Origin of the sequence: Haemophilus paracuniculus (assembly GCF_002015115.1) — a bacterium.
In the GTDB taxonomy this organism is placed as follows: domain Bacteria; phylum Pseudomonadota; class Gammaproteobacteria; order Enterobacterales; family Pasteurellaceae; genus Haemophilus_E; species Haemophilus_E paracuniculus.
The window spans coordinates 92577-108716 of record NZ_MUYA01000002.1; the positions used below are offsets into that span (position 1 = coordinate 92577).

12 protein-coding genes are annotated in these 16140 nt (G+C 48.4%); 5 read left to right on the plus strand and 7 right to left on the minus strand.

Annotation, left to right across the window (positions count from 1 at the left end; all coding sequences use genetic code 11):
* Positions 1 to 106: 106 nt before the first annotated feature.
* Positions 107 to 847: a molybdopterin-synthase adenylyltransferase MoeB gene (gene moeB, locus B0187_RS01525; RefSeq protein WP_078236102.1), complete on the minus strand. Its 741-nt coding sequence runs from the start codon at positions 845 to 847 to the stop codon at positions 107 to 109.
* Complete coding sequence (moeA, locus tag B0187_RS01530) at positions 847 to 2076, minus strand: molybdopterin molybdotransferase MoeA (RefSeq protein WP_078236103.1); 1230 nt, start codon at positions 2074 to 2076, stop codon at positions 847 to 849. The genes moeB and moeA overlap by 1 nt, the downstream gene beginning before the upstream one ends.
* A gap of 336 nt (positions 2077 to 2412) precedes the next feature.
* Here moeA and leuC point away from each other — a divergent pair, with 336 nt between their 5' ends.
* On the plus strand, positions 2413 to 3819 hold the full coding sequence (gene leuC, locus B0187_RS01535; protein WP_078236104.1) for a 3-isopropylmalate dehydratase large subunit: 1407 nt from the start codon (positions 2413 to 2415) through the stop codon (positions 3817 to 3819).
* Positions 3820 to 4050: 231 nt separating this feature from the next.
* Positions 4051 to 4656, plus strand: coding sequence for a 3-isopropylmalate dehydratase small subunit (leuD, locus tag B0187_RS01540; RefSeq protein WP_078236132.1), 606 nt, complete (start codon positions 4051 to 4053; stop codon positions 4654 to 4656).
* Between the two features lie 58 nt (positions 4657 to 4714).
* Here leuD and B0187_RS01545 read toward each other — a convergent pair whose 3' ends face one another.
* Positions 4715 to 5332: a MarC family protein gene (locus B0187_RS01545; RefSeq protein WP_078236105.1), complete on the minus strand. Its 618-nt coding sequence runs from the start codon at positions 5330 to 5332 to the stop codon at positions 4715 to 4717.
* Between the two features lie 69 nt (positions 5333 to 5401).
* On the opposite strand from B0187_RS01545, the gene B0187_RS01550 reads away from it, so the two are divergent.
* On the plus strand, positions 5402 to 7324 hold the full coding sequence (locus B0187_RS01550; protein WP_078236106.1) for an ABC transporter ATP-binding protein: 1923 nt from the start codon (positions 5402 to 5404) through the stop codon (positions 7322 to 7324).
* A 52-nt stretch (positions 7325 to 7376) separates the two neighbouring features.
* Here B0187_RS01550 and B0187_RS01555 read toward each other — a convergent pair whose 3' ends face one another.
* The 4 genes from B0187_RS01555 to icd form a co-directional block, all read right to left on the minus strand.
* Positions 7377 to 8675: a CitMHS family transporter gene (locus B0187_RS01555; RefSeq protein WP_078236107.1), complete on the minus strand. Its 1299-nt coding sequence runs from the start codon at positions 8673 to 8675 to the stop codon at positions 7377 to 7379.
* Between the two features lie 64 nt (positions 8676 to 8739).
* Positions 8740 to 10023 carry a citrate synthase gene (locus B0187_RS01560; RefSeq protein WP_078236108.1) on the minus strand — a complete coding sequence of 428 codons (1284 nt, stop codon included), beginning with the start codon at positions 10021 to 10023 and terminating at the stop codon, positions 8740 to 8742.
* Positions 10024 to 10058: 35 nt separating this feature from the next.
* Positions 10059 to 12662 (minus strand): bifunctional aconitate hydratase 2/2-methylisocitrate dehydratase, encoded by a 2604-nt coding sequence (acnB, locus tag B0187_RS01565; RefSeq protein ID WP_078236109.1) that lies wholly within the window; start codon positions 12660 to 12662, stop codon positions 10059 to 10061.
* Between the two features lie 199 nt (positions 12663 to 12861).
* Positions 12862 to 14112 carry an NADP-dependent isocitrate dehydrogenase gene (gene icd, locus B0187_RS01570; RefSeq protein ID WP_078236110.1) on the minus strand — a complete coding sequence of 417 codons (1251 nt, stop codon included), beginning with the start codon at positions 14110 to 14112 and terminating at the stop codon, positions 12862 to 12864.
* 222 nt (positions 14113 to 14334) lie between these two features.
* Between icd and dnaB the strand changes: the two genes are divergently transcribed.
* Both dnaB and B0187_RS01580 read left to right on the plus strand, forming a co-directional pair.
* Positions 14335 to 15804, plus strand: a complete 1470-nt coding sequence (dnaB, locus tag B0187_RS01575; RefSeq protein WP_078236111.1) for a replicative DNA helicase — start codon at positions 14335 to 14337, stop codon at positions 15802 to 15804.
* Between the two features lies 1 nt (position 15805).
* Positions 15806 to 16087 carry a YcgL domain-containing protein gene (locus tag B0187_RS01580; protein ID WP_078236112.1) on the plus strand — a complete coding sequence of 94 codons (282 nt, stop codon included), beginning with the start codon at positions 15806 to 15808 and terminating at the stop codon, positions 16085 to 16087.
* Positions 16088 to 16140: the final 53 nt, after the last annotated feature.

The window sequence follows — 16140 nt, forward strand, 5'->3', positions numbered from 1 at the left end:
GCAAAATGCTCGGGGTCGCTTTTCTTTTGGTTACTTTTCTTTGGCGAAGCAAAGAAAAGTAACAATCTCAAATAAGGGGTAGGATTTTATGAAATTTTGAAAAATCTCACCCCTTGCAAATCAGACATTTCGGCGATTTCGGCAATGCCATTTCCCTGACGGAAAAATGCAAACCGTCAATCATCAATAATTTCCCCGTTAAGGTTTTGCCGATGTTGAGCAAAACCTTAATGGTTTCAAGGGCTTGTAGGCTTCCGATCACGCCAACAATCGGGGCGATCACGCCAGCTTCCACGCAGCTTAGGGTGGTTTCGCCGAACAGTTGGCTCAGGCATTGGTAGCAAGGCTCGTTTTTTTGATAAGTGAAGACGGAAATTTGCCCTTCAAAACGAATTGCCGAGCCAGAAATTAACGGCTTTTTATGGGTAAAACAGGCTTGATTAAGCTGATTTCGCACCTCAACATTGTCGGTGCAATCGACTACGGCATCGGCTTTTGCGACTAACTCACTAAAATCGGCAAGTTTTTCGGTAATGGTGGTAATCTCAATATGCGGGTTGAGCTGTTGCAACCGCAAGCGGGCGGATTCCACCTTAAATTGATCGAGGGTAGCATCCGTGTGCAAAATTTGGCGTTGCAAATTGGAAAGAGACACCCTATCAAAATCGACCAAGGTCAAATGCCCGACCCCTGCACTTGCCAGATATTGACTAGCCGCACAGCCTAAACCACCCAGCCCGACAATCAACACTCGGCTGGCTTTGAGTTTTTCCTGCCCGTCAAAATCGACACTTTTCAGTACAATTTGGCGGTTGTAGCGTAGGGTTTCTGCGTCTGACAATTCCATTATTTCAGCACCGCATTGAAAGGTTGAATGGTAACTTTTTCGCCTGCTTGCACGTTACCCCGTTCCTGTTCTAGCACGATAAAACAGTTGCTTTCGTGGAAAGCACTAAAAATATGCGAACCTTGTTTACCCACTGGGCGAACTTCCAATTCGCCCTTGGCGTTGTTGTAAAAATAGCCCCGTTGGAAATCTTGACGACCGACCGCTTTTTTCAGCGGTTCGGCGGTGCAAGTGGTGAGATTTGGGCTAAAATCGGCAATCGCTTTCGCCGAGCCGCCCGCTAATTTGAGCAGGGCTGGTTGCACTAATTGATAGAAGGTTACTAAGGCGGAAACGGGGTTGCCTGGTAAGCCGAAGAACCACGCTTTTTCCAATTTGCCGAATGCGAAGGGTTTACCCGGTTTCATTGCGATTTTCCAGAAGCCGATTTCGCCCACTTTTTCGAGAACGGTTTTAGTAAAATCCGCTTCGCCCACCGACACGCCACCGCTGGTAATCAGCACATCGGCGGTGCGTTGAGCTTCAAAAAAGGTGCGTTCAAATTGGGCGGGATCATCGGGCAGAATGCCGTAATCGATCACTTCGCAATGTAAATTTTCGAGCAATAGGCGTAGGGTGAAACGGTTGGTGTCGTAAATTTTGCCCTCACTCAACGGCGTGCCGACTTCGACTAACTCATCGCCCGTAGAAAGCATTGCCACTTTCAAGCGAGGGAAAACGGGTACTTTGGCAATGCCTAACGAAGCGAGTAGCGGTAGGGTGGTTACGTTCAGTTCGCTACCTTTTGCCAGCACCAACGCCCCTTGTGGCACATCTTCGCCGATCTTGCGGATATTTTCGCCGATCTTCGGCAAACGTGTGAACGCGATCGTGCCGTCCGCATTTTGCACACTTTCTTCCTGCATTATCACCGCATCCGCCCCTTGCGGAATCATCGCCCCCGTCATAATTCGCACGCAACTGCCCGCTTGTAATGCCCCTTGAAATGGGCTGCCCGCAAAGGCTTTGCCTGCTAATGAAAGCGGACGATTTTCCGCCAAATCTGCGGTGCGAACCGCATAGCCGTCCATTGCCGAATTATCAAAACTTGGCACGTTGATTGGCGAGAAAATATCTTCCGCACAACGATAATGTACCGCTTGATTGAGGGGAAGTTGCAGGGGTTCGGTTGGGCTTGGTAAGCGAGCCAACATTTGGGCGAGAGCCTCGGAAAGGGAAAGTAGAGCCATTGAAAAATCCTATTTATAAAAAATGTGGCTATTATAGCGGAAATTGGGGGATAATCCGTGAAAAAATCAATTTAGGAAAAGTGGCTAGTAAACGGCGGATTTGCTAGATTTAATCCCAGCTAAATTGTAAATTTTGGCATAATCTGCGGTTGAAATTCCTTTTTATTTCATTTTCTGCTTTTTTACAGAATAAAAAACTGCATTTTATCCAAAAATAGCGTTTTACTTTCGTTTCGTCAGGGGGTATATTCCGCCCTGTTGCAATTCGTTTACAAGCGGTGCGATTTGCAAAAATTTCCGCAAATCTCACCGCTTGTTTTTTTATTGAGAGTGATTATGAAAAAGACCTTATACGAAAAATTGTTTGATGCTCACGTTGTTCACGAAGCCGAGGGCGAAACGCCGTTGCTTTATATCAACCGCCATTTGGTACACGAAGTAACCTCGCCACAAGCATTTGACGGCTTGCGTGCAATGGGGCGTGGCGTGCGTCAGGTGAGCAAAACCGTGGCGACAATGGACCACAACGTGCCGACCGACAGCCGTGATTTGGGCGGTTCAGGCGAGATGGGGCGAGTGCAGATGTTGGAACTCGCCAAAAATACCGATCAATTTGGGATCACCCTTTACGACATTAACCATATCAACCAAGGGATCGTACACGTGATGGGCCCAGAGCAAGGCTTAACTTTACCAGGGATGACGATTGTGTGTGGTGATTCTCACACTGCGACCCACGGTGCATTCGGGGCGTTGGCGTTTGGGATCGGCACATCAGAAGTGGAACACGTTCTCGCTACCCAAACCGTGAAACAAGCACGAGCGAAAAAGATGAAAATCGAAGTGCGTGGCAAGGTGCGTGAGGGCATTACCGCCAAAGATATCGTGTTGGCGATTATCGGCAAAACCACAATGGGTGGCGGCACGGGACACGTTGTCGAATTTTGTGGCGAGGCGATCCGTGATCTCTCAATGGAAGGGCGAATGACCGTCTGCAATATGGCGATTGAACTCGGGGCGAAATCGGGTTTGGTTGCCCCAGATGAAACTACCTTTGAATATCTCAAAGGTCGCCCTTATGCCCCGAAAGGCAAAGATTGGGACGATGCGGTGGCGTATTGGAAAACCTTGCACACCGATGAAGGAGCAGAGTTTGACAAAGTGGTGGTGTTAGAAGCCAGCGAAATTGAGCCGCAAATCACTTGGGGAACAAACCCTGGTCAGGTAATCGGCGTAACCCAAACCATTCCAAACCCTGCGGATATGGCGGATCCGATTGAGCGTCAATCGGCGGAAAAAGCCTTAGCCTATATGGATTTACCCCATAGCATTAAATTAACCGATGTGGCGATTGATAAAGTCTTTATCGGCTCTTGCACCAACTCGCGTATTGAAGATTTGCGTGCGGCGGCAGCGGTGGCGAAAGGTCGCAAAGTGGCGGACGGCGTGCAGGCGTTGGTCGTGCCAGGCTCGGGCTTAGTGCGTGAACAGGCGGAAAAAGAGGGCTTGGATAAAATCTTTATCGAAGCAGGCTTTGAGTGGCGTTTACCAGGTTGCTCAATGTGCTTGGCGATGAATAACGACCGCCTTGAACCGGGCGAGCGTTGTGCTTCAACCAGTAACCGCAACTTTGAAGGTCGCCAAGGCAGAGGCGGACGCACCCACCTCGTTAGCCCAGCAATGGCAGCAGCGGCGGCGGTTCACGGCAAGTTTGTTGATATTCGCGAAGTCGAATTATTTTAAGTCGTTAATGATATAACCCTCTACCGCTTGCGGGAGAGGGACAGATTTAGCTTCGTTGAGAAGCTAACTCAGGGAGAGGGAAAAAATAGTAGGAATCTCACCGCTTATTCCCTCTCTCTGCGGTAAATGCTGAACGCATTTACCGCTGTCTCTCTCCCACGAAGGTGGGAGATAGTTTAAAAATGGAGAGGAACGCTTTTCGTGTTCCCTCCCTAAATGAGAGAAACCAAAATGGCAAGAGAATTTAAACAACACACGGGCATCGCCGTGCCACTTGATGCGTCAAACGTGGACACCGATGCGATCATTCCAAAACAGTTTTTGCAAAAAGTAACTCGCGTGGGCTTCGGTGCACATCTATTCCACGAATGGCGTTTCCTAGACGATGAAGGCAAACAGCCAAACCCTGAATTTGTGCTGAACTACCCACGCTACCAAGGGGCGAGCATTTTATTGGCACGTGAGAATTTTGGCTGTGGATCGTCCCGTGAACACGCACCTTGGGCGTTGGACGATTACGGTATCCGTGTAATTATCGCCCCAAGTTTTGCCGATATTTTCTACGGCAACAGCCTCAATAACCAAATGCTACCGATCCGCCTTTCTGATGAAGAAGTGGACGAATTATTCAAATATGTGGTGGCAAACGAGGGGGCAGAAATCACGGTGGATTTAGAAGCTCAAACCGTTTCCGCCAACGGCAAAGTTTACCCATTTGAGATCGACAGCTTCCGCCGTCATTGCTTACTCAACGGCTTAGACAATATCGGTTTAACCTTGCAACACGAAGCGAAAATCGCTGAGTACGAAAGTAAAATTCCAGCTTTTTTACGTTAAGTAAAAAGTAGAAAAATGAAAGGGAACGAAATACGTTCCCTTTTTTATCGTTTTCTGTTTAGCTCATTTGTGTAAAGAAATCTTTAATACCCACTAACAGATTGTTAATCGCCACCGCCGCCAAGATCAGCCCCATTACACGGCTGATAATCGCCGCCCCTGCGTTGCCGATGAAATGCTGGATTTTATTCGCAGCAAGCAGAAGTAAATAGGTAATGAGCAACACAGCAAGCATAATGCCACCTGTTACGGTCTGGTCGATGAAACTGTAACGATTATTATCGGTTAAAAGTACCACCGCCATCATCGCCCCTGGTGAAGCGATAGATGGTACAGCGAGGGGGTAAACCGCCAATTCACTGAGGTTGCTCGTCATTTTGATCTCTTGTTCGGGTTTGCTTTCGCCGAAAATCATTGTGAGAGCGAACAGCAATAACACTAAACCGCCTGCGGCTTGGAAAGCGGAAAGTGGAATTTGCATTGCTTCCAGTAGGAATTGCCCTGCCACGAGGAAGAACATCAAAATTCCTGCCGAAATTAAAATCGCATTGCGGGCGATTTTACGGCGATCTTCAATCGGCAAGCCAATGGTTTTTGCCAAATAGACAGGAATTGAGCCAATTGGGTCGATTACCGCCCAAAGTACCACAAATTGTACAACTAACGAATCAAACATACTGCGTTCCTAAAAATACGGTAAAATAGCTAAAATCTTGAAAATTCTAGCATAAATGAGCCAAATAAAATGATTTTTTTTACAGATTTAACCCTAAAACGTGGACAATCCGTGCTACTCGAACAAGCCAATGCGGTAATCCACACGGGGCAAAAAGTGGGGCTGGTTGGCAAAAATGGTTGCGGAAAGTCGTCCCTGTTCGCCTTGCTCAAAAATGAATTACAACCCGAGGGGGGCGAGGCGAAATATCCGCAAAATTGGTCGATTGCGTGGGTCAATCAAGAAACGCCTGCGTTGGAAATTTCCGCCCTTGATTATGTGATTTTAGGCGACCGTGAATACACCAAGCTGACCGCCGAGCTTGCCGAAGCCAATGCAAAAAATGACGGCAATCGTATCGCTTCCCTGCATATTCAGTTGGATACGATTGATGCGTGGACGATCCAAGCCCGTGCCGCCAGCCTGCTCAACGGTTTGGGCTTTCGCCCCGATCAGCTCGAACTGCCCGTCAAATCCTTTTCGGGCGGTTGGCGAATGAGATTGAATCTCGCCCAAGCCTTGATTTGCCGTTCCGATTTGCTACTGCTCGATGAACCGACTAACCACCTCGATTTAGATGCGGTGATTTGGCTGGAACGCTGGCTGACCCAATACCGTGGCACACTGTTGCTGATTTCCCACGACAGGGATTTTCTCGATCCGATCATCGACCGCGTGATCCAGATCGAACAGCAAAAATTGAACGAATACACAGGCAATTACACCTCGTTTGAACTGCAACGTGCCACCAAAATCGCCCAGCAAAACGCCGCTTATCAGCAACAGCAACGCAAAGTCGCCCATTTGCAGAGCTTTATCGACCGCTTCAAAGCCAAAGCGACCAAAGCGAAACAGGCACAAAGCCGAATCAAAGCCCTCGAAAAAATGGAATTGATCGCCCCTGCCTATGCGGATAGCCCTTTTGAGTTCGAATTTCGTCCGCCCCTCGCCCTGCCTAGCCCCTTGCTTTCAATGGAAAAAGTGAGTGCAGGTTACGGCGATAATGCCGTGTTGCAATCGGTCAAATTGAACCTTGTCCCTGGTTCGCGGATCGGCTTGCTCGGTCGCAACGGGGCAGGAAAATCGACCCTGATCAAATTGCTGGCTGGCGAATTACCGCCACAATCGGGGCATATTCAGCTTGCCAAAGGCGTTCAGCTCGGCTATTTCGCTCAACATCAGGTCGATACGTTGCGATTTGAAGAAAGCCCCCTCTGGCATTTGGCTCGCCTCGCCCCCGAAAAAACCGAACAAGAATTACGCAACTATCTGGGCGGATTTGATTTTCGGGGCGATAAGGTCAAACAAGCGGTCGGCTCTTTCTCTGGGGGCGAAAAAGCCCGCCTCGTGCTTGCTTTGATCGTGTGGCAACGCCCGAATTTATTGCTGTTGGACGAACCGACCAACCACCTTGATTTGGAAATGCGACAAGCCCTCACGGATGCTTTGACTTATTACGAAGGCTCGCTGGTGGTGGTTTCCCACGACCGCCATTTGTTGCGTAGCACCGTCAATGAGTTTTATCTGGTGCATAACGGCAAAGTCGATGAATTTAAAGGGGATTTGGACGATTATCAAAAATGGCTGAACGAACAAAATACCCTCGAAATGGCGAAAATTTCGGAAAATCCTACCCCTTGCAAGGCGGAAAATGCGAGCGAAAACAGTGCCGCCAACCGCAAAGAGCAGAAACGGTTAGAGGCGGAATTACGCCAAGCCACCGCCCCGTTACGCAAAAAATTGACACAGTTGGAAAAAGAACTGGAAAAACTGACCGCTAAACTCGCCGACGTTGAGGCAATTTTAGCCAGCAACGACATCTACGATCCCGAAAACAAAACCCAACTCACCACCACCCTCGCTCAACAAGTCGAACTCAAAAAACAGCTCGAAAGCGTTGAAATGGAATGGCTGGACGTGCAGGGGGAATTAGAGGAAATGATGAATGGCTGATGCAAGGGGGTAGATTATTGAAATTTTCAAAAATCTACCCCCTTGTTATCGGTTAAGGCAACGGCACAACGCCGATGAGAATCGCACTGAATAGAATGGCGAGGGATAATGCCCAAATCCAGAGGAATGAGTAGCGGATATGTTTACCCATTGAGAGGTTGGCAAGCCCGAGACCCATCCAGAGTGCTGGCGAAAGTGGGGTAACGAAAGTGCCGACAATACTACCAATCAACATTGCGTAACCTGCTACGCGAGGTTCAACCCCCACTTGTGAGGTAATTTCTTGCACCACTGGGAATAAGCCGAAGTAGTAAGAGTCGGTGTTGAGTACCAATTCAAGGGGAATCCCGAAAATTCCAACAATAATGTGCAGATAAGGAATCAGGGCGTTTGGCAGTAGATTGACCAAATTGACCGCAATTGCATTCAACATTCCCGAGCCTTTTAAAATGCCTAAGAATGTGCCTGCGGCTAAAATGATACTCGCCATCATAATTGCACCGCTTGAATGGGCTTGAATGCGTTCAAGCTGTTCCGCAGGGTTGCGATAATTCACCAACAATAGAATGGCGGTGGCGATCATAAACACATAACCCGGCGAGAGTAGCCCCGAAAAGAGGGTTGCCATTGTGGCGAAAAAGAGAGCCACGTTGAACCAGAAGTATTTGTTTGGCTCAGGCGATTGAGACGGGGCGAGGGGATCTTCGTTAGTCGTGGCATTATTAGGGGCAAGCTGCACCAAGCGTTTTTGCTCACGGAAGCCGAGGAAGATCGCAAGGGCGATGATGTAAACTAAGCCGATCACTTGTACGAGGAATAATGGGCGGTAGAGTTCTTCCACATTCATATTCAACACGGTCGCAACTCGACCAGTCGGCCCACCCCACGGCAACATATTGACTAACCCTGCACTGGCGGCTAACAGTAAAAAGAGCAAATAAGGGTTCATATTTAACCGTTTGTAAAGCGGTAGCAAGGCTGGCACAACGAGCAAGAAAGTGGTTGCCCCCGTGCCGTCTAAGTGAGCCACCACCGAAATTAACACCGTGCCTAAGCAGACTGCCACCACATTTCCGCCCGTCAGTTTGATTAAGCGGTCGATTAGCGGTTTAAATAGCCCCACATCGCTCATTATGCCGAAGAAGATAATCGCGAAAATAAACATTATCACGATTTGGGTAACGGATTTTGTGCCGTCAAGGTAGAAGGTTTTGAGCTGGGCGAAATCAAAGCCCGCCACTAACGCACCGATAAGGGGGATAAGCACCATTGCGATAAAGGGCGACATTTTTTCGGTCAGCAATAAAATCACAATAGTGAGAATAATACATAATCCAATAATAGCTAACATAGCTTATTCCTTTTTACGATAAAAAGGATTAAATCCAACAAGTGAATTTAATCCTTTATTGTGGTTATGGTTGAATATGGCGTTCAGTATGCCCGATGTAGATTTGGCGAGGACGCACGATTTTGAGGCTTTCTTCGTACATCTCTTTCCAGTTGGCGATCCAGCCCACGGTACGGCTGAGGGCGAAGATCACGGTAAACATCGAGGTTGGAATGCCGATCGCTTGTAAGATAATGCCCGAGTAGAAATCCACATTCGGGTAGAGTTTGCGTTCGACAAAGTAAGGATCACTGAGGGCGATTTTTTCTAATTCCATTGCCACTTCTAATAGCGGTGTGTTTACCCCTAATTCTTGCAACACTTCGTGGCAGGTTTCACGCATTACTTTGGCACGCGGGTCGTAGTTTTTATAGACACGGTGTCCAAAGCCCATTAGGCGGAATGGATCGTTTTTGTCTTTGGCTCGGGCGATAAATTCTGGAATGCGATCCACTGTGCCAATTTCTTGCAACATCTTAATGCAGGCTTCGTTTGCCCCACCGTGAGCAGGCCCCCAGAGAGAAGCGATCCCCGCTGCGATACAGGCAAATGGATTTGGACCCGATGACGCCACACCACGCACCGCCGAGGTGGACGCATTTTGTTCGTGGTCGGCGTGTAGGGTAAAAATGCGATCCATTGCACGTTCTAAAACAGGGTTTACCACATAAAGCTCACACGGGGTGGCAAACATCATATAGAGGAAGTTGCCAGCGTAAGAGAGATGATTTTGCGGATACATAAACGGTCGCCCGATGCTGTATTTGTAGCACATTGCCGCCAGCGTTGGCATTTTTGCCAGTAGGCGGATCGCAATATGATCCCGATCTTCTTTTTCTTTTGAATCAAGAATATCGTTATAGAACGCCGCCAACGCACTGGTTGCAGCACACATCATCGCCATTGGGTGAGAGTCGCGGCGGAAGCCGTGGAACATTCGGGTAAATTGCTCGTTTACCATATAGTGTTGGCAGATCTGTTTTTTAAATTCTGCCAACTGTTCTTCGGTTGGCAATTCGCCCTCTAACAAGAGGTAGCAAACATCGAGGTAGCTTTTGTGATACGCCAATTCGTCAATCGGGTAGCCACGATGTAGCAAAATCCCCTCATCGCCGTCAATGTAGGTAATGCTTGATTCGCAGAGGGCGGTTGAGGTTAAACCTTGATCGTAGGTAAGTAAGCCCTCTTTTTGTAAATTTTCGACACTGATCGCATCATAGCCCAAATTACTTTGATAGACAGGCAAGTCGAAAACACGTCCATCGCTTAAACTCAGTTGAGCCGTTAGGGTTGGGTGTAGTTTTGGCATAGTAAAATCTCCTTATGCTATGTTGGTGGCTTGACTTACAGGGTGGTTTGGAAGATAACCCCATCACTTTTTTGGGTGTATTGCTGAATTTGGTCAAAATTCATATAGCGATAGGTGTCATCTTTATCTTCCGAGAGATTTTGCACATATTGCTGATATTCCGCAGGGCTTGGGATTCGTCCTAATAAAGCACATACCGCAGAAAGTTCCGCCGAAGCGAGATAGACATTCGCCCCTTTACCCATACGGTTCGGGAAGTTGCGGGTTGAGGTGGAAACCACGGTCGCACTATCGGCAACACGGGCTTGGTTACCCATACAGAGCGAGCAACCTGGCACTTCAATTCTCGCCCCACTTTTGCCGTAAATGCTGTAATAGCCTTCTTCGCTAAGTAGTGCTGCGTCCATTCGGGTTGGCGGTGCGATCCAAAGACGAGTTGGGATCATTCCTTGGAATTGATTGAGCAATTTACCTGCGGCACGGAAATGTCCGATGTTGGTCATACAAGATCCGATAAAGACTTCATCGACTTTATCGCCTTGGACATCCGATAAGGTGCGAGCATCATCAGGATCGTTCGGCACACATAAAATCGGCTCTTTGATTTCATTGAGATCGATTTCAATCACTGCGGCATATTCCGCATTTTCATCGGCAGAGAGCAGTTGCGGATCGGCGATCCAATCTTGCATTGCCTTGATACGGCGTTCGAGGGTGCGGGCATCGCCATATCCCTCGGCGATCATCCATTTCAATAACACGATATTAGAATTGAGATATTCAATGATCGGGGCTTTATCGAGCTTAATCGTACAAGCCGCCGCCGAACGTTCCGCCGAAGCATCAGACAGCTCAAAGGCTTGTTCCACTTTGAGGTGTTCTAGCCCCTCAATTTCTAAAATTTTGCCTGAAAAGATATTTTTCTTGCCCGCTTTTTCCACCGTGAGCAAGCCTTGCTTGATCGCATAGTAAGGAATGGCGTGGACTAAATCTCGCAGGGTAATACCCGCTTGCATTTCGCCTTTAAAGCGAACCAGCACCGATTCAGGCATATCCAACGGCATTACCCCAGTTGCCGCCGCAAAGGCAACCAAGCCCGAACCCGCAGGGAAGGAAATCCCAATCGGGAAACGAGTGTGGGAATCGCCGCCCGTGCCGACCGTGTCTGGCAACAGCATACGGTTGAGCCACGAGTGGATTACGCCGTCCCCTGGGCGAAGTGAGATACCGCCACGGTTCATAATGAAATCAGGTAGGGTGTGGTGGGTTACCACATCAACAGGTTTTGGATAGGCAGCGGTGTGGCAGAACGATTGCATTACCAAATCCGCTGAGAAGCCAAGACAGGCGAGATCTTTCAGTTCATCTCGGGTCATCGGGCCGGTGGTATCTTGTGATCCTACGCTCGTCATTCGTGGTTCGCAGTATTGTCCTGGGCGGATACCGTCCACACCGCAGGCACGCCCCACCATTTTTTGAGCGAGGGTAAAGCCTTTGTCGTTGTTTGAGGCAGATTGTGGCTTCACAAACACATCGCTTTCTGGCAAGCCTAATTCCACCCGAGCTTTGTGGGTTAAGCCTCGCCCGATAATCAGCGGAATCCGTCCACCTGCTCGCACTTCATCAAGTAGCACATCGGTTTTGAGGGAAAAATTCGCCAGAATCTCACCGCTTGTATGGTCGCAAATTTTGCCCTCGTAAGGGTAGAGGTCGATCACATCGCCCATATTGAGCTTGCTCACGTCCACCTCAATCGGCAGAGAGCCTGCATCTTCCATTGTGTTGAAGAAGATCGGGGCGATTTTGCCACCGAGTACCACACCGCCAGCCCGTTTATTTGGAATGAACGGAATATCGTCCCCCATTAACCACAGCACCGAGTTGGTCGCCGATTTGCGTGATGAGCCTGTTCCCACCACATCGCCCACATAAACGAGGGGGAAGCCTTTTTCTTTCAAGGCTTCGATTTGGCGGATCGGACCGATGACCCCTGCTTGATCGGGTTCAATGCCCTCACGTTCATTTTTCAACATTGCGAGGGCGTGCAGTGGAATATCAGGGCGAGACCACGCATCTTGGGCGGGCGAAAGGTCGTCCGTGTTGGTTTCCCCTGACACTTTGAATACAGTCAGCGTGATTTTTTCCGCCAATTTCGGGCGAGACAAAAACCATTCCGCATCCGCCCACGATTGCAACACCTGTTGAGCATATTGATTGCCTGCTTTGGCTTTTTGAGCGACATCATAGAAATTGTCGAACATCAGCAGGGTAAATGAGAGAGCCTTAACGGCAAGGGGGGCAAGGTCGGGATTATCCAACGCTTTGATCAGCGGTTCGATATTGTAGCCCCCTTGCATTGTGCCAAGCAGTTCCACCGCCCGTTGCGGCGAAATCAGCGGCGATTGCGTTTCGCCAAAGGCAAGAGCCGACAGAAACGAGGCTTTTACATAGGCGGCTTCGTCCACCCCTGCTGGAATCCGTTGTTCAAACAATTCCAACAAAAAGTCTTCCTCGCCCGCGACAGGCTGTTTGAGTAATTCGACTAATTGCGCGGTTTGCTCAGCATTGAGTGGTAACGGTACAACGCCTTGCTCGGCACGTTGTGCAACGTGGGTGCGGTAATCGTTCAGAAAAGACATAATTCATCTCCAACTTGCTTGTGGACGCCTGCGTGGCGTCTCTACGGTGTTTTTTCATCGTAGGGACACGATGCTCGTGTCCCTATTTTTCAAGCGGTAAGATTTTTGGAAATTTTACAAAATCCCACCGCTTGTGGACGCCAGCGTGGCGTCCCTACGGTGGTTTTTTATCGTAGGGACACGATGCTCGTGTCCCGTTTTACATATTCGCCACAATATCCTCGGCAAATTCCGAGGTGGAACGCAAGGTCGCCCCTGCTAAGGTTTCAGCAAAATCAAAAGTAACGGTTTTGTTAGCGATAGTTTTCGAGAGGGCATTCACGACCAAATCCGCCGCTTCCACCCAACCTAAATGGCGTAACATCATCTCGCCACTCAAAATAATCGAACCTGGGTTTGCCTTATTTTGCCCTGCGATTTTCGGGGCTGTGCCGTGGGTGGCTTCAAAAATCGCCGCTTCCGCCCCGATATTTGCCCCTGGCGAAATCCCAATTCCCCCCACTTGGGCGGCGAGGGCATCGGAAATATAGTCGCCGTTGAGGTTGAGGGTGGCGATCACATCGTAATCGGTCGGGTGCAGTAGGATTTCTTGCAAGAATGCATCGGCAATCGAATCTTTAATGATGATCTCACGCCCTGTTTTCGGGTTTTTCAGCTTGTGCCAAGGTCCGCCGTCAATCGGCTCTGCCCCAAATTCTTGGGCAACTTGATAACCCCACTCTTTGAACGCCCCCTCGGTAAATTTCATAATGTTGCCTTTATGCACGAGCGTGAGCGATTGGCGATCATTGTCGAACACATATTGCAACGCCGCACGCACAAGGCGTTGTGTGCCTTGTTTTGAAACAGGTTTGATCCCCACGCCACATTCTTGTGGGAAGCGGATTTTTTTCACACCCATTTCATTTTGCAGGAATGCAATCACTTTATCCGCCTCAGGCGTACCCGCCGCCCATTCCACCCCTGCGTAAATATCTTCCGAATTTTCACGGAAGATCACCATATTCACCAGTTCTGGGTGTTTCACAGGGCTTGGCGTGCCTTCGTAGTAACGAATTGGACGCAAGCAGTTGTAAAGATCTAAACCTTGACGCATTGCCACATTGAGCGAGCGAATCCCACCGCCGACAGGGGTCATCAACGGGCCTTTAATCGCAATATGATATTTTTTGATCAGATCTAAGGTTTCATCGGGCAGCCAAGTGTCATTGCCGTAAAGTTTGTTGGCTTTTTCGCCCGCATAGATTTCCAGCCACTCGATTTTACGCTGACCACCATAGGCTTTCACCACCGCCCCGTCAATCACGGTTCGCATCGCAGGGGTAACGTCCACCCCGATGCCATCGCCCTCAATAAAAGGAATGATCGGCTGATTCGGCACATTTAACGAGCCGTCTGTATTTAACGTAATTGCAGCACCAGAGGTCGGTTGTTGAACATAAATTGACATAAAAATCTCCTTATATTGTGCAAGGTTTAGACATTGTGTTTGAAGTATATGCATATCAAGAAAATTTTTCACAAATTTTTTACAAAAATGTGAAGTATGTAACAAAATTTTTTGTAAAGAGCGATTTGCAAGCGGTTAGATAAAGAATTTTTTCGGCAAAGTTCCATTTCCCAAAATTTTCGCTAAACTACCCCCTTGTTTTTCTATTTTTTGAGGTTTGAAATGGCTAAAAATAATCCAGCTGCGAGAAATGATCGCAATGCTCGCCCGCAAGATAAACAAGTTGAGCAAGTGAATGTCGCCCCCCATTCGATTGAGGCGGAACAGGCGGTGCTGGGTGGCGTGATTAAAAATAGCAGCCATTGGGATAGCGTTGCCGAGCGGGTGCAGGCGAGCGATTTTTACACCTACGCCCACCGCTTAATTTATGAGCAAATGGCGGAACTGTCTCGCAATAATCAGCCGATTGATTTGTTGATCCTCGATCAAACCCTCAAAAATAAAGGCATTTTGGACGATGTGGGCGGTTTTGCTTATTTGGCGGAATTGGCGAACACGCCAAGCACGGCAAACATTCTCACTTATGCGGATATTATCAGCGAGCGAGCCATTCGCCGCGAGCTAATCGCCGCTAGCCACCAAATTGCGGAAATGAGCTACAACCCAAAGGGAATGGGGATAAAAGAGACCCTCGATGAAGCAGAACGGGTGGTGTTTCATATCGCCGAAAAACGGACGGAAACGGACGAAGGCCCGAAAGGGATCACCGAAATTATGATGTCCACCCTCGCCAAAATTGAGATGATGTCGAAGAACCCGAACAAAGACGGCTTAACGGGGGCGGATACGGGCTTTTACGATCTCAACAAAAAAACCGCAGGGTTACAGCCGTCTGATTTAATTATTGTGGCGGCACGTCCGTCAATGGGGAAAACGACTTTTGCGATGAATTTGTGCGAAAACGTGGCAAATTCCGACTATTACGATAAAGACGACCTCGATGAAAACGGCAATCCAAAGAAAAAGCCCGCTAAAACCGTGCTGATTTTCAGCTTAGAGATGCCGAACGAGCAGATTATGATGCGTATGCTTGCCTCACTTTCGGGGGTGGATCAAACCAAAATCCGCACGGGGCAGATCCACGATGAAGAAGAGTGGGCGAGAATTTCCAGCACAATGGCACAATTACAGATGCGAGATAACATCTACATTGACGACAGTTCAGGCTTAACCCCCACGGAATTACGCTCACGAGCGAGACGGATTTACAAAGAAAAGGGCGGTTTAAGTTTAATTATGGTGGACTATTTGCAGTTAATGCGTGCGCCTGCTTTTTCCGATAACCGTACCCTTGAAATTGCGGAAATTTCTCGCTCGCTCAAAGCCCTCGCCAAAGAGTTGAATGTGCCTGTGGTGGCACTTTCTCAGCTTAACCGTAGTTTGGAACAACGTGCGGACAAACGCCCCGTAAACTCGGATTTGCGTGAGTCTGGCTCTATCGAGCAAGATGCGGATTTGATTATGTTTATCTACCGTGATGAAGTTTATCACGACAATTCCGAACGCAAAGGGGTGGCGGAAATTATTATCGGTAAACAGCGTAATGGTCCAATCGGCAAGGTCTTTTTAGGTTTCCAAGGGCAATTTTCTCGCTTTACCAACCTTGAACATAACTATCAAGAGGAAGATTAAAATGCTTTGTGCCATTTACAAAAGCCTACGCAAAGAGGGAATGTACCTCTATGTGGCGAAACGGGATCAATTTGACCCCGTGCCAGCAGATTTACGCCAAATGTTCGGCAAACCGCAATTTGTGATGATGTTCAATTTGGCGGGGGAAAAGCAGATCAAGCGGGTGGATAATCGCGAAATTATGCAAGCCATTGAAAATCAAGGTTTTTATCTGCAAATGCCACCACCGCCCGAAAATTTGCTTGAAGCCTTTTTGCAAGCCCAAAAGCAAGCGAACGGCTAACGGAATTATTTGATAATCCTAATGTCTGAAATTCGCTTTAATTAAATAGAGAG

What these genes read in the sequence shown, in the direction of transcription:
- B0187_RS01550 (WP_078236106.1), top strand. Translation starts at nt 5,402, where the DNA reads ATGATTTTTTTTACAGATTTAACCCTAAAACGTGGACAATCCGTGCTA.
- dnaB (WP_078236111.1), top strand. Translation starts at nt 14,335, where the DNA reads ATGGCTAAAAATAATCCAGCTGCGAGAAATGATCGCAATGCTCGCCCG.
- moeB (WP_078236102.1), bottom strand. Translation starts at nt 847, where the DNA reads ATGGAATTGTCAGACGCAGAAACCCTACGCTACAACCGCCAAATTGTA.
- moeA (WP_078236103.1), bottom strand. Translation starts at nt 2,076, where the DNA reads ATGGCTCTACTTTCCCTTTCCGAGGCTCTCGCCCAAATGTTGGCTCGC.
- B0187_RS01560 (WP_078236108.1), bottom strand. Translation starts at nt 10,023, where the DNA reads ATGCCAAAACTACACCCAACCCTAACGGCTCAACTGAGTTTAAGCGAT.
- leuD (WP_078236132.1), top strand. Translation starts at nt 4,051, where the DNA reads ATGGCAAGAGAATTTAAACAACACACGGGCATCGCCGTGCCACTTGAT.
- icd (WP_078236110.1), bottom strand. Translation starts at nt 14,112, where the DNA reads ATGTCAATTTATGTTCAACAACCGACCTCTGGTGCTGCAATTACGTTA.
- B0187_RS01580 (WP_078236112.1), top strand. Translation starts at nt 15,806, where the DNA reads ATGCTTTGTGCCATTTACAAAAGCCTACGCAAAGAGGGAATGTACCTC.
- leuC (WP_078236104.1), top strand. Translation starts at nt 2,413, where the DNA reads ATGAAAAAGACCTTATACGAAAAATTGTTTGATGCTCACGTTGTTCAC.
- B0187_RS01555 (WP_078236107.1), bottom strand. Translation starts at nt 8,675, where the DNA reads ATGTTAGCTATTATTGGATTATGTATTATTCTCACTATTGTGATTTTA.
- acnB (WP_078236109.1), bottom strand. Translation starts at nt 12,662, where the DNA reads ATGTCTTTTCTGAACGATTACCGCACCCACGTTGCACAACGTGCCGAG.
- B0187_RS01545 (WP_078236105.1), bottom strand. Translation starts at nt 5,332, where the DNA reads ATGTTTGATTCGTTAGTTGTACAATTTGTGGTACTTTGGGCGGTAATC.